Annotated in this window: 17 protein-coding genes; 6 read left to right on the forward strand and 11 right to left on the reverse strand. The window is 60.2% G+C overall.

The genetic code is table 11. The features are described 5' to 3' along the window. Nucleotides 1-33: 33 nt before the first annotated feature. Both pssA and ilvC read right to left on the reverse strand, forming a co-directional pair. Nucleotides 34-888, reverse strand: a complete 855-nt coding sequence (gene pssA, locus R5M92_RS13800; protein ID WP_346796542.1) for a CDP-diacylglycerol--serine O-phosphatidyltransferase — start codon at nucleotides 886-888, stop codon at nucleotides 34-36. A gap of 157 nt (nucleotides 889-1,045) precedes the next feature. Beyond that, nucleotides 1,046-2,062 carry a ketol-acid reductoisomerase gene (gene ilvC, locus R5M92_RS13805; protein WP_346796544.1) on the reverse strand — a complete coding sequence of 339 codons (1,017 nt, stop codon included), beginning with the start codon at nucleotides 2,060-2,062 and terminating at the stop codon, nucleotides 1,046-1,048. A 171-nt stretch (nucleotides 2,063-2,233) separates the two neighbouring features. On the opposite strand from ilvC, the gene ilvY reads away from it, so the two are divergent. Next, nucleotides 2,234-3,124: an HTH-type transcriptional activator IlvY gene (gene ilvY, locus R5M92_RS13810; protein WP_346796545.1), complete on the forward strand. Its 891-nt coding sequence runs from the start codon at nucleotides 2,234-2,236 to the stop codon at nucleotides 3,122-3,124. A 54-nt stretch (nucleotides 3,125-3,178) separates the two neighbouring features. On the opposite strand, the gene ilvN is transcribed toward ilvY, so the two are convergent. From ilvN to rluD, 5 genes are all read right to left on the reverse strand, one after another. After that, on the reverse strand, nucleotides 3,179-3,670 hold the full coding sequence (ilvN, locus tag R5M92_RS13815; RefSeq protein ID WP_346796546.1) for an acetolactate synthase small subunit: 492 nt from the start codon (nucleotides 3,668-3,670) through the stop codon (nucleotides 3,179-3,181). Next, complete coding sequence (locus R5M92_RS13820) at nucleotides 3,670-5,394, reverse strand: acetolactate synthase 3 large subunit (protein ID WP_346796548.1); 1,725 nt, start codon at nucleotides 5,392-5,394, stop codon at nucleotides 3,670-3,672. The genes ilvN and R5M92_RS13820 overlap by 1 nt, the downstream gene beginning before the upstream one ends. Before the next feature lie 471 nt (nucleotides 5,395-5,865). Continuing rightward, nucleotides 5,866-8,448, reverse strand: a complete 2,583-nt coding sequence (gene clpB / locus R5M92_RS13825) for an ATP-dependent chaperone ClpB (protein ID WP_346796550.1) — start codon at nucleotides 8,446-8,448, stop codon at nucleotides 5,866-5,868. Between the two features lie 143 nt (nucleotides 8,449-8,591). Continuing rightward, a complete protein-coding gene (gene pgeF, locus R5M92_RS13830; protein WP_346796552.1) occupies nucleotides 8,592-9,347 on the reverse strand; it encodes a peptidoglycan editing factor PgeF in 756 nt (251 codons plus the stop codon). After that, nucleotides 9,344-10,303: a 23S rRNA pseudouridine(1911/1915/1917) synthase RluD gene (gene rluD / locus R5M92_RS13835; protein ID WP_346796554.1), complete on the reverse strand. Its 960-nt coding sequence runs from the start codon at nucleotides 10,301-10,303 to the stop codon at nucleotides 9,344-9,346. The genes pgeF and rluD overlap by 4 nt, the downstream gene beginning before the upstream one ends. 160 nt (nucleotides 10,304-10,463) lie before the next feature. Here rluD and R5M92_RS13840 point away from each other — a divergent pair, with 160 nt between their 5' ends. Together R5M92_RS13840 and R5M92_RS13845 are read left to right on the forward strand one after the other, a co-directional pair. After that, complete coding sequence (locus tag R5M92_RS13840) at nucleotides 10,464-11,285, forward strand: outer membrane protein assembly factor BamD (protein ID WP_346796555.1); 822 nt, start codon at nucleotides 10,464-10,466, stop codon at nucleotides 11,283-11,285. Nucleotides 11,286-11,442: 157 nt separating this feature from the next. Then, nucleotides 11,443-13,056, forward strand: coding sequence for a methyl-accepting chemotaxis protein (locus R5M92_RS13845; protein ID WP_417338949.1), 1,614 nt, complete (start codon nucleotides 11,443-11,445; stop codon nucleotides 13,054-13,056). A 122-nt stretch (nucleotides 13,057-13,178) separates the two neighbouring features. On the opposite strand, the gene R5M92_RS13850 is transcribed toward R5M92_RS13845, so the two are convergent. Next, the gene (locus R5M92_RS13850) at nucleotides 13,179-14,810 is read right to left on the reverse strand and encodes an NAD+ synthase (RefSeq protein ID WP_346796556.1); all 1,632 of its coding nucleotides are present in this window, start codon (nucleotides 14,808-14,810) and stop codon (nucleotides 13,179-13,181) included. Between the two features lie 105 nt (nucleotides 14,811-14,915). Between R5M92_RS13850 and R5M92_RS13855 the strand changes: the two genes are divergently transcribed. Beyond that, nucleotides 14,916-15,197 carry a PP0621 family protein gene (locus tag R5M92_RS13855; RefSeq protein ID WP_346796558.1) on the forward strand — a complete coding sequence of 94 codons (282 nt, stop codon included), beginning with the start codon at nucleotides 14,916-14,918 and terminating at the stop codon, nucleotides 15,195-15,197. Here the strand turns inward: R5M92_RS13855 and thiO are convergent. After that, nucleotides 15,194-16,294: a glycine oxidase ThiO gene (gene thiO, locus R5M92_RS13860; protein WP_346796559.1), complete on the reverse strand. Its 1,101-nt coding sequence runs from the start codon at nucleotides 16,292-16,294 to the stop codon at nucleotides 15,194-15,196. The two genes, R5M92_RS13855 and thiO, sit on opposite strands and share 4 nt — an antisense overlap. A gap of 221 nt (nucleotides 16,295-16,515) precedes the next feature. On the opposite strand from thiO, the gene R5M92_RS13865 reads away from it, so the two are divergent. Then, nucleotides 16,516-17,073: a GspH/FimT family pseudopilin gene (locus R5M92_RS13865; RefSeq protein ID WP_346796560.1), complete on the forward strand. Its 558-nt coding sequence runs from the start codon at nucleotides 16,516-16,518 to the stop codon at nucleotides 17,071-17,073. 86 nt (nucleotides 17,074-17,159) lie between these two features. Here R5M92_RS13865 and trxB read toward each other — a convergent pair whose 3' ends face one another. Beyond that, nucleotides 17,160-18,119 (reverse strand): thioredoxin-disulfide reductase, encoded by a 960-nt coding sequence (gene trxB / locus R5M92_RS13870; RefSeq protein ID WP_346796561.1) that lies wholly within the window; start codon nucleotides 18,117-18,119, stop codon nucleotides 17,160-17,162. A 446-nt stretch (nucleotides 18,120-18,565) separates the two neighbouring features. On the opposite strand from trxB, the gene acnA reads away from it, so the two are divergent. Further along, nucleotides 18,566-21,319, forward strand: a complete 2,754-nt coding sequence (acnA, locus tag R5M92_RS13875; RefSeq protein ID WP_346796563.1) for an aconitate hydratase AcnA — start codon at nucleotides 18,566-18,568, stop codon at nucleotides 21,317-21,319. 93 nt (nucleotides 21,320-21,412) lie between these two features. Here acnA and R5M92_RS13880 read toward each other — a convergent pair whose 3' ends face one another. After that, entirely contained in the window at nucleotides 21,413-23,089 is a 1,677-nt protein-coding gene (locus R5M92_RS13880; protein WP_346796564.1) for an NAD-dependent malic enzyme, read from the reverse strand. Nucleotides 23,090-23,466: the final 377 nt, after the last annotated feature.

Genomic DNA, 23,466 nt, shown 5'->3' on the forward strand with positions numbered 1-23,466 from the left:
CAGCGGAGTTGGCAAGGGGTTTGTAAGAAAGTTTCAGACTTTCGTCTTTGCCTTGCGCATGGCGGCCAAAATGGGTCCTGAAATCACATAGGCACCGAAGAGCAGCAGAAGCATTACCGAGGGTTCTACCGAAATCATCACGAACCCCAGCACGACCGCCAGGAGCACAACGAAAGGCACCGGCTTCTTGAAGTCGACATCCTTGAAGCTGTAGTAGCGGATATTACTAACCATCAAGACACCAGCAGCGGCGACGACAAACAGCATCAGCAACTTGAACCCGAGAGCGTCGGCATCAAAGCTATGAAACGTCCAGACACTGGCAGCCACCACGGCCGCTGCCGAAGGACTGGGTAGGCCAATGAACCACTTCTTATCGGTACTACCGATCTGGACATTGAAGCGAGCAAGGCGTAGCGCTGCGCAGGCAACGTAGAGAAACGCCACCACCCATCCCGTCTTGCCGATATCCTGCAGGATCCAGGTAAAGGCCACTAGCGCGGGGGCCATACCAAAGGAGATCATATCGGCCAGGCTGTCGTATTCTGCCCCGAACTCGCTTTGCGTATTCGTCATTCGGGCGACCCGCCCATCGAGGCCATCGAGTACCATGGCTATGAAGATGGCGACAGCCGCTGCCGAGAAGTCACCATTAATCCCCGCCACGACGGCAAAAAAACCCGAGAAGAGCGCCGAAGTGGTGAACAGATTGGGAAGCAGGTAAATGCCCCTGCGGCGAACTTTCTTACCGTCCTCGACCGACTCTTCAACGACTTCCGTTTCTCGCAGGAATGTCGCTGCCAAGTCCTCGTCATCTCTCACGAACTGTTCGGATTCATCCTTGCTTGCCGATTGCTCATGTTCCGAATTACGGTCGTCCTGTGTCATATGCATCATCCATTGGAAAGATATACCCGAAACGCGATTCCTTTCATTCTACACGGTGACAGCAAGGTCGAAAGGGGCTTCCTTTCATTCCAGCCCGCTTCCCAGACAGCAAAAGGCCGCGAATCATCGCGGCCTTGGAGTGACACGCCAGAACCGATCAGTTCTTGCTCTTGTCCACCAGCTGATTGGCGGCGATCCACGGCATCATGCCGCGCAGTTTCTCGCCGACCTGCTCGATCTGATGCTCGGCATTAAGACGACGCCGTGCCGTCATGGAGGGGTAGTTGCTGTTGCCCTCGTTGATGAACATCTTGGCGTATTCGCCAGTCTGGATGCGCTTGAGGGCGTTGCGCATCGCGGCGCGAGATTGCTCGTTGATGACCTCGGTGCCGGTCACGTACTCGCCATACTCCGCGTTGTTGGAGATAGAGTAGTTCATGTTGGCGATGCCACCTTCGTACATCAGGTCGACGATCAGCTTGAGTTCGTGCAGACACTCGAAGTAGGCCATTTCCGGTGCATAGCCGGCTTCGGTCAGGGTTTCGAAGCCCGCCTTGACCAGCTCGACCGCACCGCCACAAAGAACGGCCTGTTCACCGAACAGATCCGTTTCGGTTTCATCCTTGAAAGTCGTTTCGATGATACCGCTGCGGCCGCCGCCGACACCTGCCGCATAGGAGAGCGCGAGCTCCTTGGCCTTGCCGGATGCATCCTGGTGAATGGCGATAAGATCCGGAATGCCACCACCCTTGACGAATTCGGAACGCACCGTATGCCCCGGCGCCTTGGGTGCAATCATGATGACGTCGAGATCCTTGCGCGGCTCGATCTGGTTGTAGTGGATGTTGAAGCCGTGGGCGAAGGCCAGCGTCGCACCCTCTTTCAGGTTCGGTTCGACTTCCTGCTCGTAGATCGCCTTCTGGTTCTCGTCAGGCACCAGAATCATGACCACATCGGCGCTCTTGCAAGCCTCCGGCACGCTGGCCACTTTCAGACCGGCGGCCTCCGCCTTGGCGGCAGATGAAGAACCTTTGCGCAGTGCGACAGTAACGTCCACTCCCGACTCTTTCAGGTTGTTGGCATGGGCATGACCTTGCGAGCCATAGCCGACGATAGTCACTTTCTTGGCTTGGATAAGGGAAAGATCGCAATCTTTATCGTAATAAACGTGCATGGCGAGGCTCCGGAATCGAATGTCGTTAGGTATCAGCGTTGATGGCCACCCGTACCGTCTTGGCGCGGTACTGGGCTTTCGGCGTTGAGATGACTTTACGCGACCAACCTCGTTGCGTAAAACGCTATATTTGAAATGTTATATTTCATTATATGAAACATGGATTTTTTTATGGATAGTCGCCAATTCAAGCATTTCCTGGCAGTTGCTGATGCCCTGCATTTCGGGCGCGCCAGCGAATCGTGCCATGTCAGTCCTTCGACGCTGAGCCGCTCCATCCGCCAACTGGAAGATGACGTAGGCGCCGCCCTTTTCGAACGTGATAATCGTCACGTCACGCTGACGCCCCAGGGCATGACTTTCCAGCGCTATGCCCGCGACACGCTGGAACAGTGGGAGACCTTGAAGCGAACCCTGACAGCCGATGCCACTTTCCTGACCGGCGAAATCAGCATCTACTGTTCGGTGACCGCGAGTTACAGCTTCCTTTACGAGCTGCTCAGTGCGTTTCGTAGTCGTCACCCCGGCATAGAGCTCAAGCTGCACACCGGAGACCCGGCGGAGTCCATGGCACGCGTTCTGGCCGGTGAAGACGACATGGCCATCACTCCACGCCCACGCGTTCCGCCTCCGGCACTCGCCTTCAAGTCATTGACCCGTTCGCCGCTGGTTTTCATTGCCCCGACCAGCGTGTCGGACTGGCTACCCGCCTCACCCGAGAGCCCCACGGCCGAGCAGTGGCGCTCGGTGCCCATGATTCTCTCCGAGGCCGGGCTGTCGCGCGATTATGCCGATACCTGGTTCAAGGCGTTGGGCATCACCCCACGAATCTATGCTCAGGTAGCCGGACATGAAGCGATTGTCAGCATGGTCGGACTCGGCTTTGGTGTCGGCGTGGTGCCCAGGATCGTGCTGGATAGCAGCCCGCTGGCCGAGCGAGTCCAGGTCCTGACAGTCAAGCCCGAGTTGCCCCACTACGATGTCGGTCTTTGCGCTCTTAACCGACGCTTGAAAAGTCCGTTGATCCAGGCGCTTTGGGATGAAGTCAGCGAGCGGACATGAAAAAGCCGCCCCGAGGAGCGGCTCTTTGTATCATTTCCGAGTAACAGCCAGGGCTTACAAGGACAGGACCTTGTCGCCTCGGGCAATCCCCGACACCCCCGTTCGCGCCACCTCCAGCACCCCAACGGGGGCCATGGCCTGGAGAAAGGCATCCAGCTTGGTGGCGTCACCCGTGATCTGCACCGTATAAAGGCTCGGGGTGACATCGACGATCTGTGCGCGGAAGATATCCACCGTGCGCTTGACCTCGTCACGCGCCGCCCCCAGGGCCTTCACCTTGACCAGCATCAACTCGCGCTCGATGTGATTGCCTTCGGTGAGATCCACCAGCTTCACCACGTCGATCAGCTTGTTGAGGTGCTTGGTGATCTGCTCGATCACGCGATCGTCACCGATGGTGGTGACGGTCAGCCGTGACAGCGACGGATCTTCCGTGGGCGCGACGTTCAGCGTTTCGATGTTGAAGTTACGCTGGGAAAACAGGCCTACCACGCGAGACAGGGCACCCGGTTCGTTTTCCATCAGAATCGAGATGATATGACGCATCAGGTACGCTCCGTCTTGGAAAGCAGCATGTCGCGCATGGCACCCAAGGGCACCTGCATCGGATAGACGTGCTCGTGAGGATCGACCTTCACATCCAGGAACACCAATTCATGCTTGTCGGCAAACGCCCGTTCGAGCGCCGGCTCAAGCTCCTCCTGCGACGTGACCGTGATAGCGGTGAAACCATAAGCCTCGATCAGCATATGGAAGTCCGGCAACGACTCCATGTAGGAGTGCGCATGGCGAGACTTGTAGTTCAGGTCCTGCCACTGGCGCACCATGCCCAGCGATGCGTTGTTGAGGTTCACGATCTTGACGCCCACCCCGTACTGCTTACAGGTGGAGAGCTCCTGCATCATCATCTGGAAGCTGCCTTCACCGGTCACGCATACGACGTCGTCATCCGGATAATTCTGCTTGATGCCCATCGCGGCAGGAAAACCGAAGCCCATCGTACCCAGACCGCCGGAGGTAATCAGGCGGTTGGGACGGTCGAACTTGTAGTACTGGGCGGCGAACATCTGATGTTGCCCCACATCGGTGGTGACAAACGCCTCACCCCGAGTGACGCGGCAAAGGGCCTCGATCACTTCCTGAGGTTTGAGTGTCTCGCCTGCCGCGGAAGGTTCGTACAGCTTGCCCACACGACTGGCGCGCCAGCCATCGATCTGCTGCCACCACTCGGTGAGCGCTTCGGGATTGGCAATCTCCTTGCCCTGCACCAGGCTGATCATTTCATTGATCACGCTCGAGGCCGGCCCGACGATGGGCACATCGGCGCGCACCGTCTTGGAGATCGAGCTGGGGTCGACATCGACATGAATGATCTTGGCAGTAGGACAGAACTTCGACGTGTTGTTGGTCACTCGATCGTCGAAGCGCGCCCCGATGGCAATGATCAGGTCGGCGTGGTGCATGGCCATGTTCGACTCATAAGCGCCATGCATCCCCAGCCAGCCCAGGCACTGCGCATCGCGTTGCGGGTAGGCACCGATGCCCATCAGCGTGGTGGTGATCGGGAAGCCGAGCTGTTTGACCAGGTCGGTCAACCCCTCGCAGGCCTTGCCGGTCACCACGCCACCGCCGGTATAGAATACCGGGCGCTTGGCCTTGAGCATCATTTCGACGGCTTTCTTGATCTGGCCGGAATGGCCGCGGGTCACCGGGTTGTACGAGCGCATCTTGACCTTCTTGGGGTAGACATACTCGTAGCGCTCGGTTGGAGCGGTCATGTCCTTGGGAATGTCGACGACCACCGGGCCCGGGCGGCCCGTGGCAGCCAGGTAGTAAGCCTTCTTCAGCACTTCAGGGATTTCTGACGGGTGACGAATCGAGAAGCTGTGCTTCACGATGGGCCGGGTGACACCAACGATATCGGTCTCCTGGAAGGCATCATCGCCAATCAGATGACTCATCACCTGACCACAAAGCACCACCATGGGAATCGAATCCATGTAGGCGGTGGCAATACCGGTCACCGCATTGGTGGCACCGGGGCCGGACGTTACCAGTACCGTGCCCGGCTTGCCCGATGCCCGGGCATAGCCGTCGGCAGCGTGTGTCGCCGCCTGTTCGTGACGCACGAGAATGTGCTTCACCTTGTCCTGGCGGAACAGCGCATCGTAGATGTGTAGCGCGGCCCCACCGGGGTAACCATAAATGTATTCGACGCCCTCGTCTTGCAGGAAGCGGGCGATCATATCTGCGCCGGAAAGCAGTTCCACTGTATTTCTCCCCTGGAGGTCTCGAGTGCGATCCGCACCCACGAACGAGTACGGTGTCGAGTGCGGCGGTATGCCGCTGCCGGCCCATGCCGGCACCTGATGCCAAACCCTGGCATATGGCCCGGTTAGGGCCTGCACTCTCATCGGGAGCCCGGATTCATGGCCACATGAATCAGCGACTCCTCACACGACGGATCGCCGCGTCGGGGGGTTGGCCAGAACGAGCGGTTGGCCCGATCTGGTAGTCCTTCGGCGGGTAAAGGCGTGTCAGCCTACCCTTCACGCGGTGGTGGGGGTTGCCCTTCGATCCGCGCCCGCAATCAGGAATGGTCAAGATTCCATTAGCACTAGAGGCATGTCAACCGTCAAACGCCCAAGCTCACCCATCGTCTAGTGAAAAAGACATAGACAAAGCCCCGCCAGGCCTGAGCCGGACGGGGCAGAAACCCAACAAGGCGGCCTCAGTGAAGCTCAATTACCGAAGATGAGCTTCCCTTCCTCTGCGGAAACACGAATGGTATCACCGGGAGCGAATTTCCCACCCAACAGGTCCTGGGCCAACGGGTTCTCGATGCGACTCTGAATGGCTCGCTTGAGCGGCCGCGCGCCGAATACCGGGTCGAAGCCGACCACCGCCAGCTGGGCCATGGCATCGTCGCTGATCTCGAGCTTGAGATCATGCTCGGCGAGACGCGCCTTCAAGCGCTCGAGCTGAATACCGGCGATCGCCTGTATCTGCTCCTGCCCCAGGGCATGGAAGACCACGACTTCATCGATGCGGTTGATCAGCTCGGGCCGGAAGTGATTGCCCACCACCTCCATTACCGCGCTCTTCATGACCTCGTAGTCGCTGTCGTCGCCGCCCATGCGCTGGATGACATCCGAGCCCATGTTGGAAGTCATGACGATCACGGTATTGCGAAAGTCCACCGTACGGCCCTGGCCGTCGGTCAGGCGACCATCCTCCAACACCTGAAGCAGGATATTGAACACATCCGGGTGCGCCTTTTCCACCTCGTCCAGGAGCAGCACCGAGTAAGGCTTGCGGCGTACCGCCTCGGTCAGGTAACCGCCCTCTTCGTAACCGACATAGCCGGGCGGAGCACCGATCAGCCGCGCCACGGAGTGCTTCTCCATGAACTCCGACATGTCGATACGTACCATGGCTTCCTCGGTATCGAAGAGGAAGTTGGCCAGCGACTTGCAGAGCTCCGTCTTGCCCACGCCGGTAGGGCCGAGGAACAGAAACGATCCGTTGGGGCGATTGGGGTCAGCCAAGCCGGCACGCGAGCGGCGCACGGCGTTGGCCACTGCTTCGACGGCTTCATGCTGCCCGATGACCCGCTCGTGAAGCGCCTCTTCCATGCGCAGCAGCTTGTCGCGCTCGCCTTCGAGCATTTTCGACACCGGGATGCCGGTCCAGCGCGAGACGACCTCGGCGATTTCCTCTTCGGTGACGTTGGAGCGCAACAGCTGATGGCTGGCGATATCCGCCTCTTCGCCTTCGCCACTTTCGGCGATTTTCTTCTCAAGCTCCGGAATCCTGCCGTACTGGATTTCGGACATGCGGCCCAGGTCACCCTGGCGTCGCGCTTGCTCTAGATCAAGTCGGGCCTGCTCAAGCTCGGCCTTGAACTGGGCCGCCCCTTGGATGCTGGCCTTCTCCGCCTTCCAGATTTCATCGAGGTCGGCGTACTCGCGTTCCAGCTCGTGGATCTGATCATTGAGCGCCTCAAGACGCTTTTTAGTTGCTTCATCGGTTTCCTTCTTGAGGGCCTCGCGCTCCATCTTGAGCTGAATCAAACGCCGGTCGAGGCGGTCCATCTCCTCGGGCTTGGAATCTAGCTCCATGCGGATACGCGAGGCAGCCTCGTCGATCAGGTCGATGGCCTTGTCGGGCAACTGACGGTCGGTGATGTAGCGCGTGGAGAGCTTGGCCGCGGCAATGATCGCCGAGTCGGTGATATCGACGCCATGATGGACTTCATAGCGCTCCTTCAGACCGCGCAGGATCGCCACGGTGTCCTCTTCAGTCGGCTCGTCCACCAGCACTTTCTGGAAGCGGCGCTCGAGTGCGGCGTCCTTCTCGATGTACTTGCGATACTCGTCGAGTGTAGTTGCACCCACGCAATGCAGCTCGCCACGCGCCAGGGCCGGCTTGAGCATGTTGCCCGCGTCCATGGCGCCCTCGGCCTTGCCGGCGCCGACCATGGTATGCAGCTCGTCGATGAACAGGATGACTCGCCCCTCCTCCTGAGAGAGCTCCTTGAGCACGGCTTTCAGGCGCTCCTCGAACTCACCGCGGAACTTGGCCCCGGCCAGAAGCGATCCCATGTCCAAGGACAGCACGCGCTTGTCCTTCAACCCTTCGGGCACTTCGCCGTTGACGATACGTTGCGCCAGCCCCTCGACGATGGCGGTCTTGCCCACGCCCGGCTCGCCGATCAATACCGGGTTGTTCTTGGTGCGCCGTTGGAGCACCTGGATGGTGCGACGAATCTCGTCATCGCGGCCGATCACCGGGTCGAGCTTGCCTTCCGCCGCGCGCTCGGTGAGATCCAAGGTGTACTTGTTGAGAGCTTCGCGCTGGTCCTCTGCATTGGGATCGTCGACACTGGCGCCTCCGCGAAGCCCTTGTATGGTGCTTTCGAGCGCCTTGCGTGTGACTCCCGTCTCTTTAAGGACCTTGCCGATCTGGCCCATCTCAAGCGCTGCGAGCAGTACCAGTTCAGAGGCAATGAACTGGTCGCCACGCTTTTGCGCTTCGCGGTCGGTTAGGTTGAACAGCTTGATCAGCTCTCTGGAGGGCTGTACTTCGCCATCGAACTGGCTGACCTGGGGCAAGTCATCGAGTTGCCGGCTAAGCCCATCGCGTAGCCGGGCGCTGTCACCGCCGGCTTTCTGCACCAGCGCCTTGATGCCGGTATCCTGGTTGTCCAGCAGCGAGAGCAGCAGGTGAACAGGCTCCAGCTGGTTGTGGCCGCGGCCCACGGCCAGCGACTGGGCATCGGCAATCGCGTTTTGCAACTTGGCGGTAAACTTGTCGAATCGCATAGAAATCTCCTCTGGGGTGACGGCGCGTTCGGACGCGCCGTTTGGCCCTTGATCGTGCTTGCGGTCGCGTTGAACCGCACTTAACACAACTTATGGTGCCAACCAACCCCACTTTCAAGAGGAGACGATACCGAAGCGAGCGTTTACTTGAGCCAGATCACGCTGGCCATGCGCCCGGTAAGGCCATCGTCACGGCGGTAGGAATAGAAGCGCGGCTCGCAGGCGGTACAGAAATGGCCACCGCTGACATGGGTGATACCCAGCGCTTCGAGCCGCAGGCGTGCCAGGCGATACAGGTCCGCCATGTAATGCCCAAGCCGATAGGGGCTATGTTCGAACGCATCATGCGCCTGGGGATGCACGCCGACAAACGCGTCGTGAACTTCCGGCCCCACCTCGAACTGGGCGTTGGAAATCGCCGGCCCCAGCCAAACTAGAAGCTCATCCGGCGCCACGTCCAGTGCCGCCACCGTGGCCTCCAGCACACCTCCTGCCAGGCTTCGCCATCCGGCGTGAGCTACCGCGACCTTAGTTCCCGCGCGGTCGCAGAAGAACACCGGCAGGCAGTCGGCAGTCAACACCACGCAGGCATAATCCCGGTTGCGAGCCACCGCGGCATCCGCGTCCGGTAGCGACTCGTCGTAACACTGCTGGACCCACGCGCCATGCACTTGATTGAGCCACAACAATGGCCGCGAATCGCCGATTTCCTTGTGCAACAGGCGCCGGCACAGGGCTACATGGTCCTGGTTGTCGCCGACATGCAGTGCCGGGTTGAATGCCGCAAAACTATCCTGGCTCGGCCCGGTCTCGCGCGTGGTGACGAACGCCTCGACGTTGGCCGGCGCCGGCCAGTCGGGCTGGATCAAGGTGGGACGTAAATCTATGGCGTCACTCATCGCATCGTCTCGCTGTCTTCGCGCAAGTAATCAATCAGCATCAACAGATCGTCGGGCAGCGGCGCACGGAAGGTCAACTCCTCCCCCGAGGCGGGGTGAACGAAGCTCAGCTTGCGCGCATGCAGAGCCTGGCGGGGAAATTCGCGCAGGATCTCCTTGAGAGGTTGCGCCGCGCCCGGCGGAAGCTTCGGGCGCCCACCATAGAGCGGGTCTCCCAGCAGCGGATAGCGCTGGTGCGCCATATGCACCCGAATCTGGTGAGTCCGCCCGGTTTCCAGCTGGCAACGAACATGAGTATGGGCGCGAAAGCGCTCCACCACACGATAATGTGTCACCGCCGGCTTGCCCGAAGCGGTAACCGCCTGGCGCTTGCGATCCTTGGGATGGCGACCGATGGGCGCATCTACCTTGCCACCTGCCACCGGCTTGCCGATGACGACAGCATCGTAGTGCCTCGATACCGTACGCGCCTGGAGCTGCTCGACCAGGGCAGTTTGTGCCGCCAGGGTCTTGGCGACCACCATCAGCCCCGTGGTGTCCTTGTCCAGGCGGTGGACGATACCGGCCCGGGGTATCTGGGCCAGAGCCGGGCAATGAAACAGCAGCGCATTGAGCAGGGTGCCATCCGGGTTACCTGCAGCGGGATGCACCACCAGCCCCGCGGGCTTGTCGATGACCAGCACCTCGTCGTCTTCATGGACGATGGCGAGTGGAATGTCCTCGGGCTCGAAACGCGTATCATCTTGCAGATGGGCTTCCAGAGTCAGGAATTCGCCGCCATGGAGCTTGTCCTTGGGCTTGCCGCGTTCCCCGTTGACCGTCAGCTCCCCCGACTTGATCCACCCCTTCAAGCGCTCACGGGAATGCTCGGCGAACAGCTCGGCCGCCACCTGGTCCAGGCGCGCCCCCGCCAAGGTATCGGGGACGCGATGTTGAGCTTCAAGAATCCGGGACATACGGATGATCCCCTTGGTTACGGCACGCAATGACCACCGGAAAGCCGGTCAAGGCCTGCGTTTTACGCCGAGGTGATTTATAGTGGGCTGATTGCCACCGATTCTACCACGCCCCCTTCGACTTTTTGGGGATGACGGCTTGTTTGATACGAGGATTACGATGCGCGTTTTTATCGCTGCCACCCGCGTGGGCGCCCTAGCCTTGACCGCCGCCTTGCTAGCCGGTTGCGCCAGTAACAATAGCAATACCGAGGAGGGCGAATACGACAATGTCGCCGAGCGTGAGTTGTACGAACAGGCACGAGCCTCGTTGGACAACAATCGCTTCCCCGTGGCCATCGAACGGCTCGAAGCCCTGGACAGCCGCTACCCGTTCGGCGCACACGCAGAACAGGCGCAACTGGAACTCGTCTACGCCTACTACGAGAACAGCGATTGGGAGACGGCGCGCGCCGCCGCAAGCCGCTTCATTCGCCTGCATCCCGACCATCCTCAGGTCGACTACGCCTACTATCTACGCGGCCTTTCCGCCTGGCAGGCGGGGCGCTTCAGTCTCGAACGCCTGCGCCTGATCGATATCTCCAAGCGTGACCTGGGCGCCTCACGGGATGCCTACAATGACTTCCGAGAGCTGATCCAACGCTTCCCGCAGAGCGAATACGCGGCGGATGCCGAGCAGCGCATCGTCTACCTGCGTGAAGTCCTCGCTCGCCACGAATTGCATGTCGCCGATTTCTATCTGCGCAAAGGCGCCTATCTGGCGGCGGTGGAGCGCGGTCGCTGGGTGATCGAGAACTACCCGCAGTCCAACTCCACCCGCGATGCCCTGGCCACGATGGTGGAAGGCTATCTGGGTCTGGAAATGCGCGATCGGGCCAAGGAAGTGCTGGATGTCTTGATTGAAAACGACCCCGACCACGAGCAACTGCAAGGGCGCCGCTTCGAGCCCAAGCATGTACAAGCCAAGCGCTTGAGCGGTTAACAGTATCTCCCGCTGAAAATCTTGTACAAAACCACGCCCAGGCGTGGTTTTTTATTGTCTCGACTTCCGAAAACTTGGGAAAACAAAACGCTGCATCGCCTGAATAGGCACACGCCTGGCACTCGGTTTTTCCATCATCCTGGCCCTGCTCATCCTGTTGACCATCATCGGCATTCAGCAGGTCAACCGCATCGAACGCGACCTCACCACCATCAATGACGTCAACAGCGCCAAGCAGCGCCATGCCATCGATTGGCGCGGCAGTGTGCATGATCGTGCCATTGTGCTTCGCGATATCGTGCTTGCCACGCAAGCGAGCCGAATTCCGCCATTGCTGGAGGATATGCAGCGCCTTGAAGGAGGTTACAGCGCCGCTGCCGACGCCATGCAGACCACGCTGGAAGACGTATCACCCAGCGCCGAAGAGCAGCGATTGCTGCAGAATATCCGTGAGCAAGCAACAGCGACCGAACGGCTTACCCAGGAGGTCATTGACGAGGTGCTCGCCGGCAATCGACAAGCCGCCCGCCAGTTGCTGGCCGACCAGACCGGCCCTGCCTACCGCGAGTGGCTCACCCGCATCAATGGTTTTATCGACTTGCAAGGCCAGCTCAATGACACGGTGACCCGGTCCGCCCGAGGCACCGCTGAAGGCTTTCAGATGCTGATGCTGGGTTTGACTCTGGTGGCCCTGGTTATCGGCGGACTTATCGCCTTCGTCATGTCACGCCAGCTGCTGCGCGAGCTGGGCGCCGAGCCCTATGAGGTAAAAGCCTTTGCCGAAGCGGTGGGTCGCGGCGAATTGACCACTCAGGGCCGGTTACGCCAAGGCGATACCCGTAGCATCATGGCCTCGCAGGTGGAAATGGCGCGCCAGCTGCAGAGCATCGTCACTCAGGTACGCGCTTCGGCGGAAGCGGTAGCCGGCAATAGCGAACAGATTGCCGAGGGCAACAACGACCTGTCCTCGCGGACCGAGCAGCAGGCCAGCGCCCTGGCCCAGACCGCCTCTGCCATGGAAGAACTCAACAGCACGGTCCAGCAGAACGCAGACAATGCCCAGCAGGCTAGCCAGGAAGCGGCGGGAGCATCACGCATCGCCTCGCGCAGTGGTGACGCGGTGCATCAGGTCGTAGCCACCATGAACGACCTGGACAAGAGCTCGCAGGAGATCGCCTCCATTATCTCGACCATCGACGCCATCGCCTTTCAGACCAATATCCTGGCGCTCAATGCCTCGGTGGAAGCGGCACGTGCCGGCGAACACGGCCGCGGCTTTGCCGTGGTCGCGGAGGAAGTGCGCAACCTCGCCCAGCGTAGCGCCGACGCCGCCCGCGAGATCAATGAATTGATCACCAGCAACCTGGAGCGAGTCGCCCACGGCAACGAACGGGCCGCCGAAGCCGACAAGGCCACAGCGGAAATCGTCGCGGCGATCACCAAGGTCACCGACATCATGGAGGAAATCAGTCACGCCAGTGTGGAGCAGAGCAAGGGGGTGCAAGAGGTCGGCCAGGCGGTGACGGAGATGGACCAGGTCACCCAGCAGAATGCCGGGCTGGTAGCGGAGAGCGCCACCGCCGCCAACAACCTGCGCCAGAATGCTCACCAATTGCTGGGAGCGATGGCGGTATTCAAGCTTCCCGATGCCAATCCGGCGACCAGGGCCGCATCAGCTGCACCCGCCTCTGCCGCACCGGAAGCCTCCAGCGCAAGATTGCCGACACCGCTCAAGCAGCAACAAGCCGCGCTGGAATGGGAAAGCTTCTAAACCGCCTAGCGGGCAAGTGTCCAGGTCACCAAGCGGGACATGACAACAACAGCAGAAACGACAACTCCCGCAAAGGCGGGAGTTGTCGTAGGTACAGGGTTAGTTAGCCTTCTCGCTCCGGCTCACTCGCCGGGCTGCCAGCCATTGACGATGGGATAGCGCCGGTCCCGGCCGAAGGCGCGCGGCGTCACTCTCACGCCCACCGGTGCCTGGCGGCGCTTGTACTCGCAGCGGTCCACCAGCTTGACCACATGATAGACATCGTCTTCCTCGTATCCCGCCTCGATGATCGCCTCGGCGCTCATGTCGCCTTCGATATAGCGCATCAGGATGGCATCCAGCACGCCGTAATCGGGCAAGGAGTCGCTGTCTTGCTGGTCCGGTGCCAGCTCGGCACTCGGCGGGCGTTCGATCACGCGCTCGGGAATCGCCGGGGATTGCTGATTGCGCCAGCGAGCCAGGCGGTACACCCAGGTCTTGTAGACATCCTTGAGGGCGTTATAGCCCCCCACCATGTCGCCGTAGAGCGTGGCATAGCCCACCGCCATTTCGCTCTTGTTGCCCGTGGTCAGTACCATCAAGCCCTTCTTGTTGGAAAGCGCCATCAGCAGCACGCCCCGGCAACGCGACTGCAGGTTCTCTTCGGTGGTGTCGCGCTCGGTTCCCGCGAAGCTATCCGCCAGCGTTTCGGTAAAGGCTTCCACCATCGGCGCGATGGCCAGGGTTTCGTAATGCACCCCCAGAAGCTCGGCCTGCTCCGCCGCGTCCTGCCTGGAGATATCCGCCGTATAGTGATAGGGCATCATCACCGTCTGTACCCGTTGCGGCCCCAGGGCATCCACGGCGATCGCCAGGGAGAGCGCGGAATCGATCCCCCCCGACAGTCCCAGCACCACGCCCTGAAAACCACTCTTGTTGACGTAATCGCGCAGCCCCGTCACCAGCGCGCAGTAGAGGCTTTCTTCGGCTTCGACCTCCGGCTCGATTTCACCGGCCTGGGGCTCCCACAGATTGTCGCGTTGCACGAACTGCACCGGCATCAGCCCTGCTTGCCAGTAAGGCGCCAGCACCTGTAGCTGGCCGAAACCGTCGACGCAGCAGGAGCCGCCATCGAATACCAGCTCGTCCTGGCCACCGATGGTATTGATATAGACGATCGGACGCTGCACCTCCTTGGCGTGCTCCTCCAGCAGCCGCAGGCGCTCGGCGGGCTTGTCATGGTGATAAGGAGAGGCATTCAGGCTGACCAGGATATCCGCTCCGGCATCACAGGCCGCCTGTACCGGAGTGCCATCCCACAGGTCCTCGCAGATCAGAAGGCCCAGCCTGGCGCCCTTGTGGTCGAAGACCAGCGGCTCGGTGCCCGACGTAAAATAGCGCTGCTCGTCGAAGACCTGGTAGTTGGGCAGATGCTGCTTGGCGTACTCGGCTTGCCACTCGCCGTTATAGAGCAGCCCGGCCAGGTTGTAGCGCTTGCCTTCCCGTACCCCGGGATAGCCGATGATCACCAGTACCTCCCGAGACATCTTTTCCGCCATACGGGCACGGGCATGGCGCAAGCGCGCCTCCATCGACGGGCGCAGCAGAAGATCCTCGGGAGGATAGCCGGAGAGAAAGAGTTCGGGAAACACGACGATATCCGCGCCATGCTCGATCCGCGCTTCCCGCACGGCCTCGATGGCCCGGTCGGCATTACCGGGAATATCCCCCACTAGGGGGTCAAGCTGCGCCATTACCAGCGTTAAATCTTGCATGGGCGTAGAAATCTCTTGAGAATCCAATCAAACACTCATTGTCACGCAAGGGCGGCCGGCTGGCAAAGGTCTGCCGCCTTGTTCCCAACCGGGAGACGCAAAAGGATGAACCTCTTGATCATACGGCTGATTATTTTCGCTGTGCTGTTTTTTGCCGGCCTCAAGCTTTACCGCATGTACCGCGAATGGAAGCTCGACCACGATACGCGTGCGGAGCAGGAGTTGCGTCATGACGGCGGCCAGATGGTGCGTTGCCGCTGGTGCGATGTTCACGTTCCCGAGAACGAAGCCCTGCGCGACCGCGAGCAGTGGTTCTGCTCCAGCGCCCACCGGGACCGCTTTCTGCAGGAACAGACCCAGGACGACAACGACCAGTCCCCCCGCTAGCCCCCAAGCCGCTCGGGAGTCAGCTGATAGGGCGCCGGGTCGATGATCGGCTCGCGGCCCAGCAGCTGGTCCACCAGTAAGTGGGTGGAGGCCGGCGCCAACACCAGACCATTGCGGAAATGACCGGCGTTGACATACAGGTTGTCCCATTGCGGCACCTTGCCGATAAAGGGCATGCCGTCGGGTGACCCCGGGCGCAGTCCGGCCCAATGGTGCGCCACGGGCAGGTCTTTCAGGGCCGGCACCATAGCCTGCGCGCTCTGGCTCAGCGACTCTTCAGCAACCGCGGACAGGGATTTTTCGAAGCCGGTATCCTCCAGCGTCGACCCTACCAGCAACAGCCCGTCGGCGCGGGGAATGACATAACGCCCGTTCATCAGCACCACGCGCTCCACCAGCCCCTTGGGGGCCTGATACGCCAGCATCTGTCCCTTGATCGGTTTCACCGGCAGTTGAATACCCAACTCAGTGAGCAACAGCGACGCCCACGCCCCGCCACAAACGATGATTTCGTCCCCATGCACCACGCCATGGGGGGTCGTCACCCCGGTAATGCGCGCGCCCCGCTGCTCGAATCCCGTTACCTCACACTGCTCCCGCAGGGTCACGCCGGGCATGGAGAGAAGGCGTGCCCGCAAGGCCTGGATGAGCCGGGGATTGCGTATGCTGCCCAACGTCGGCATCCATAACGCCTCCTCCACTCCCGCCACGAGATTGGGTTCCTTGGCGTAGACGAAGCGGCCATCCCGGCGCTCCAGCGGCTTGCCGGTTTCATGCGCCCACGCCAAGGCTTGTGCCTCGTCATCCACCTGCAGGTAGAGAAGCCCGCGCTGGCGATACTCGGGGTCGATCCCCGTATCTTCCAGCAAGCGCAGCGCAAGCGAGGGGTAGGCACCTTCCGACCAGCGCGAGAGGCGGGAAATCGGTGGCTGGTAGCGCCATGGGTAGAGCGGAGACACGATGCCTCCCCCCGCCCAGGACGCTTCCTGCCCACACGCATTGCGCTCCACCAAAATGACCTGACGCCCGGCATCAGCCAATTGCAGTGCGGTCATCATGCCGATGACACCGCCACCAATAATGAGGAAATCGCTCACAAGATCGTCCGATTTGACTTACAGAAAAAGGCGTAGCGAGGAGTAATGTTCAGAAGGACATATATTCAGAAGAACAATACCTTCAGAAAAACAAACAGTATGCCCATTGCGGCTGGCCATCAACGTGTCCTGGCTTCGCGGTAATTTTGCGCCGAACGAAGTTCGAAGCAAGCCATGAGAATAATGGCGATACGAGAGGGGTCAAGACTTGAGGATAGCCAATGCCAACGTTTTCGCGAAGCCTCCACCACGCCCAACCGCGCCAGGGCGGCTTCACCTTGATCGAGCTATTGGTGGTGATGAGCCTTGTTGCCATCTTAGCCGTCTGGGGCATTCCCAGCTTTCACGCCTTCGGCGCAAGAACCTCGACTCATAGTGAAGTCCAGCGCCTCCAGCAGGCTCTTTCTCTGGCCCGTAATACGGCAATTACCCGCCAGAGTACCGTGACGTTATGTCCCGCCAATGCGACACAGGATCGCTGCATAAACGAGTGGGATGGCCCTTTGATGGTCATCGAAGGCCTGGCCGAAGACACCTTGGATGAACAGGACACCATCGTGCGTGTCTTGCCCGCCACCAGCGGGGTAACCGTGACGTATAACCGTCAGTGGCGGCGCATGCGCTACACCCCGCTGGGCCACGCCAGCGGCTACAACGGCCGGTTCTTCGTCTGCCCCGAGAGCATTACCGACCATGACTTGCCAGGCAAGGAGATCGTGCTGAGTCAGTTGGGCCGGGTCAGGGTTCAAGGTGACATCGACTGTCCCCTCGACCCTTGAAGATGGCCCTCGCCGCCTGATGTTGTTTCCGCTATGGCTTGATCTTCAGGTACGGCCTGTCAGGTACGGCCTGTCAGGGCGGCCTGCTAGGCCACGGGAACATCATCCAGATAACGCTCGGCATCCAGCGCCGCCATGCAGCCGCTTCCCGCCGAGGTAATCGCCTGGCGATAGATATGGTCCATGACATCGCCGCAGGCGAAGACGCCGGGCACGCTGGTAGCCGTGGCGTTGCCTTCCAGGCCCGAGCGAACCTTGATGTAGCCGCCGTTCATTTCCAGTTGGCCTTCGAAGATGGCGGTATTGGGATGATGACCGATCGCGATGAACAGCCCCGGTGCCTGGATCTCCTTGTGGCTGCCATCCAGTACCGACTTCAGGCGCACGCCGGTCACGCCGGTGCTGTCTCCTAGCACTTCTTCCACCGCCTGGTGCCACTCGAGGACGATCTTGCCCGCCTCCACTTTCTCGAACAGCTTCGCCTGGAGAATCTTCTCCGCCCGCAGGCTGTCGCGACGGTGTACCAGCGTCACTTTCGAGGCGATGTTGGACAAGTACAAGGCTTCTTCCACCGCCGTATTGCCGCCGCCGACGACGACCACTTCCTGGTTGCGATAAAAGAACCCATCGCAGGTGGCACAGGCGGAAACCCCCTGGCCCATGAACTGCGATTCGGTGGGCAAGCCCAGGTAACGAGCGCTGGCGCCGGTGGCGATTATCAGCGCATCGCAGGTGTAGGAGGCGTTGTCACCCTTCAAGATAAACGGTTTTTCGCCTAGGCTGACTTCTTGGATATGGTCGAAAAGCACTTCCGTATCGAAGCGCTCCGCATGCTGCTTCATGCGCTCCATGAGTTCGGGCCCCTGTACGCCCTGGGCGTCTCCCGGCCAGTTATCCACGTCGGTGGTGGTGGTCAGCTGGCCACCCGCCTGGATGCCGGTGATCAGGAGCGGTTTGAGGTTCGCCCTGGCGGCATAGACTGCCGCCGTATACCCGGCGGGGCCGGAGCCCAGGATAATCAAACGCTCGTGACGTGCTTCACTCATACATGACCTCTTCGCAGTAACGCAATGACTGTAAGGGAACTGACCCTAGACTAAGTGGTTAGGACAAAACAGCAGGCAGTCTGCCTGAAATGGCGGCGATGGCAAGCCAATGCAAGAGACGATCCGCGTGGTTCGCGCTCTTTCCACAGTTCGTATACTTGAACAGGCCCTGCTCTTGAAACAGACTTCGTTAACACCCATGTGCTATTAGTGGGATAAGCCATAATGAAACGACGGTCGAACAACCCGAGGCCGGCAGGAGAGAAACGATACCCGAATCCTGATTCGCGATGAAACGTCAACAGACCTTAGACAAGCAAGAACAGACCCGAGACAAGGAAGTGCTGCCGCCCCGGCGCCATTAACGCAAGGCCCACGCTACCGACTTGAACCGTCACGGTTGTCATGTCGTCAAGCAGGTAGTCGAGCCAAGAGAGGAGGAGTGCATGAGCAATATTCCCGATACCCTGCAAACACTGGACGCAGGCGACCATACCTACCACTACTACAGCCTGGCGCAAGCGGCAAAGCAACTGGGCAATATCGACCGTCTTCCCAAGACCCTCAAGACCCTGCTGGAGAACCAGCTGCGCTTCGGTAACGATGAAAGCGTCTCTCTCGAGGACCTGCAGGCTCTAGTGGACTGGCAGAAGGAAGGCAAGTCCACCCGTGAGATCGGCTATCGTCCGGCGCGCGTATTGATGCAGGATTTCACCGGCGTACCCGGGGTGGTGGACCTCGCCTCCATGCGTGCCGCGGTGGAGAAGCTGGGCGAAGATCCCGCTCGCATCAATCCCCTCTCGCCGGTAGATCTGGTCATCGACCACTCGGTGATGGTGGACAAGTTCGGCAACCCCGCCGCTTTCCAGGCCAATGTCGATATCGAGATGCAGCGCAACCGGGAACGCTACGAATTCCTGCGCTGGGGTCAGCAAGCCTTCGATAACTTCAGCGTCGTTCCCCCGGGAACCGGTATCTGCCACCAGGTCAACCTGGAGTACCTGGGCAGGACCGTCTGGACCAAGGAAGAAGATGGCAAGACCTTTGCCTACCCCGACACCCTGGTGGGTACCGACTCGCACACCACCATGATCAACGGCCTGGGCGTCCTCGGCTGGGGCGTAGGCGGTATCGAGGCGGAAGCTGCCATGCTCGGCCAGCCGGTCTCGATGCTGATACCCGAAGTGGTCGGCTTCAAGCTCACCGGCAAGCTGAGAGAAGGCATCACCGCCACCGACCTGGTACTGACGGTTACCCAGATGCTGCGCAGCAAGGGCGTGGTGGGCAAGTTCGTCGAATTCTACGGCGACGGCCTCAAGGATCTGCCCCTGGCCGACCGGGCCACCATTGCCAACATGGCCCCCGAATATGGCGCGACGTGCGGCTTCTTCCCGGTGGACGAGGAAACGCTCAACTACCTGCGCCTCACCGGCCGCGAAGACGACCACCTGGAGCTGGTCGAAGCCTATAGCAAGGCCCAGGGGCTGTGGCGTGAACCAGGCGATGAGCCAGTGTTCAGCGACACCCTGCAGCTGGACATGAGTGAAGTCGAAGCCAGCCTGGCCGGGCCCAAGCGTCCCCAGGACCGGGTGGCACTGCAAGACATGAAGTCCACCTTTGCCAAGCTCATGGCAGAGGATGCTAAATCGAGCTCTTCCACCGCGCGGGGCAAGCTGAAATCCGAAGGTGGCGGCCAGACCGCCGTGGGCGCTGATCGCAGCCAGGAGACCCGGCCGTTTGCCCACCACTCCAGCCAGAACGTGGAACTCGACGGCAATGCCTTCGACCTCGACCCGGGTGCCGTGGTCATCGCCGCCATTACGTCCTGCACCAACACCTCCAACCCCAGCGTGATGATGGCCGCCGGCTTGGTGGCGCGCAAGGCGCGTGAAAAGGGGCTCTCCACCCAGCCGTGGGTCAAGACCTCCCTCGCTCCCGGCTCCAAGGTGGTAACGGACTATCTGGAAGCAGGTGGCTTTACCGACGATCTCAACGCCCTGGGCTTCAACCTGGTCGGTTACGGCTGCACCACTTGTATCGGTAACTCCGGTCCGCTGCCGGCCGAAATCGAGAAGGCCGTTGAATCGGGTGACCTGACCGTGGCTTCGGTACTCTCCGGTAACCGCAACTTCGAAGGTCGCGTCCATCCGCTGGTGAAGACCAACTGGCTCGCATCGCCGCCCCTGGTGGTCGCCTATGCCCTGGCGGGCAATGTGCAGTGCGACCTCAGCCAGGATGCGCTGGGCAGCGACAGCGATGGCAATCCGGTTTATCTCAAGGATATCTGGCCGTCCCAGGCGGAGATCGCCGAAGCCGTGGCCAAGGTCGATACCGCGATGTTCCGCAAGGAGTACGCCGAGGTATTCGAAGGCGACGAGGTGTGGAAAGCCATCAACGTGCCCGAAAGCAAGGTCTACCAGTGGCCCGACTCCACCTATATCCAGCATCCGCCGTTCTTCGAAGGCATGGGACGCGAGCCGGATGCCATCGAGGACGTGGCCAACGCCCGGGTACTGGCCATGCTGGGGGACTCCGTCACTACCGACCATATCTCGCCCGCCGGCTCCATCAAGGCGGATAGCCCCGCCGGTCGCTATCTGCAGGAGCACGGCGTCAAGCCGCTGGATTTCAACTCCTATGGGTCACGGCGCGGCAATCACGAGGTGATGATGCGCGGCACCTTCGCCAATGTGCGTATCCAGAACGAGATGCTCGACGGCGTTGTCGGTGGCGAAACCCGTCATGTGCCTTCGGGCGAGCAGATGCCGATCTACGACGCGGCGATGAAGTATGCCGAGGAAGGCACCCCGCTGGTAGTGATCGCCGGCAAGGAGTACGGTACCGGCTCCAGCCGCGACTGGGCCGCCAAGGGTACGCGCCTATTAGGGGTACGGGCGGTACTGGCGGAATCCTTCGAACGTATCCACCGCTCCAACCTGATCGGCATGGGCGTGGTCCCGCTGCAATTTCCCGAAGGCGAGAGCCGCAAGAGCCTGGGCTTGACCGGCGACGAGGAAGTTTCCATTGCCGGCCTGGCCGACCTGACCCCCGGTGGCAACGTCAAGGTCATCATCAAGGGAGCCGATGGGGAAAAAAGCGTTGATGCCAAGTGCCGAATTGATACGGCAAACGAACTGGCGTACTACCGCCACGGTGGTATCCTTCACTACGTGCTGCGCAAGATGATCGGCGCAGCCTAAAGAGAAACTTGGCAATGCTCGCATCGCCCCCACTTCGGTGGGGGCTTTTTTGTGCTTGGTCTTATGATATCTGCTCTTATGAGGCGGCCGGTCTCAAAAGGCTCGACGGCGGTATTCGCGATATTCGGGAGACCAGCTCGCCCGCTCGATCGCCTCACGCAATTCCGTTCCTCCGGTTTTCAACGCCACACCGTTCTGCTGGGCCTGGGCCGCCACCTCGAAGGCAATCGCCTTGCTGATTTCCCGGATCCGCGCCAGCGAAGGCAACAATGCCCCCTCGCCTTCCTTGACCAGTGGCGCCTCTCGCGCCAACGCCCGTGAAGCGCTCATCAGCATGTCGTCCGTGACTCGTTTGGCCTTGGCTGCCACCACGCCCAAGCCGATGCCCGGAAAGATATAGGCATTGTTGCACTGGGCGATGGGATAGGTACGCCCGTTGTAGACTACCGGCGGGAACGGGCTGCCGGTTGCTACCAGCGCATCGCCGTCGGTCCAGCGGATTATATCCTCGGGCACCGCTTCCGCCTGGGAGGTAGGATTGGAAAGCGGCATGATGACGGGACTCTCGCAGCCGGCGTGCATGGTACGAACCACCTGCTCGGTGAAAATTCCCTTCTGGCCGCACACCCCGATCAGCACCGTCGGCTTGACCTGATGGATGGTCTCTTCCAGACCTTGACCGTTCCAAGTCGTCACAAGCTCGGGTTCATGCGCCAAGCGGCGCTGGAAGTCGCGCTGCCACGCCTGATCGGTCGTCATCAATCCTTCCCGATCCACCATGTAGATACGCTCCCGGGCGTCGCTTTCCGTCAAGCCTTCGGCCTGCATCGACACGACGACCTGCTCGGCAATGCCGCACCCAGCGGAACCGCCACCCACGAACACTACCCGCTGGTTGGCGATAGTCTCGCCACGAGCCTGGCAGGCCGCCATCAACGTGCCCACCACAACCGCTGCCGTCCCCTGGACGTCATCGTTGAAGCAGCAAAGCTCGTCGCGGTAACGCTCGAGCAATGGCATGGCGTTGGCCTGGGCGAAATCCTCAAACTGGAGCAGCACTTCCGGCCAGCGACGCTTTACTGCGGCGATGAAGTCCGCCATGAAGGCGTCATACTCTTCCTGGCTGACCCGCTCATGGCGCCAGCCCATGTACATCGGATCATCCAGGAGCGCCTGATTGTTAGTGCCCACATCCAGCATGATCGGTAGCGTATACGCGGGACTAATGCCGCCACAGGCGGTATAAAGCGCCAGTTTGCCGATGGGGATTCCCATCCCTCCAATGCCTTGGTCGCCCAGCCCCAGAATACGCTCGCCATCGGTCACCACGATCACGCGGACCTTGTCCTTGGTGGCACTGCGCAGAATATCGTCCATATGCTCGCGGTCCGGGTAACTAATGAACAGACCGCGATGATTACGATAGATATTGGAGAATTCCTGACACGCCTTGCCTACCGTGGGCGTATAGATGATCGGTAACATTTCTTCCAGATGCTGGGAGACCAGGCGAAAGTAGAGCGTTTCATTGTCGTCCTGGATGGCCCGCAGGTGGATATGCCGCTCGAGATCGCTTTGGTACTGCTGATACTGGCGGTAGACTCGCTCCAATTGATCCTCGATGGTCTCCACTTTTTGCGGCAGCAACCCGATCAGGTTGAACGCCAGACGCTCTTGCTGAGTAAAAGCGCTGCCTTTGTTCAGTAACGGCATTTCCAGCAGCGAAGGGCCGGCGTAGGGGATATAAAGAGAACGTTTTTCGTTGGTCATGGGCACTCTCGGCTTTCTCTGCTTTTTTATGGCTGCTGACTCCTGCAATGCAGCAAATCAGGCATCTAGAGAATTTCTGCATAATCTACCACGACCGTACGGCAAACTCTGTACTTGCCCATCAAGCTCACCCGAGCTGACATTAAGTTACCTTTTGAAAATCTCATTTCTTTTTACTAACCATGGGGATAAACACGGCATTAAATTCGTACTGTTTATCACAATCTTTCTACACTTAAATTGATTCTTTTCCTGGTACATACAGCACGAAGTATGGCCTACTTAAGGATTATTAATTTTCCAGCGGTCTTGTATGATTGCCGAGCTTTCAACCATGAGTTAACCCGTTGAATATGCACCTGGGTTAACGTTGATAC

This window comes from Halomonas sp. Bachu 37, assembly GCF_039691755.1.
Lineage (GTDB): Bacteria > Pseudomonadota > Gammaproteobacteria > Pseudomonadales > Halomonadaceae > Vreelandella > Vreelandella kashgarensis.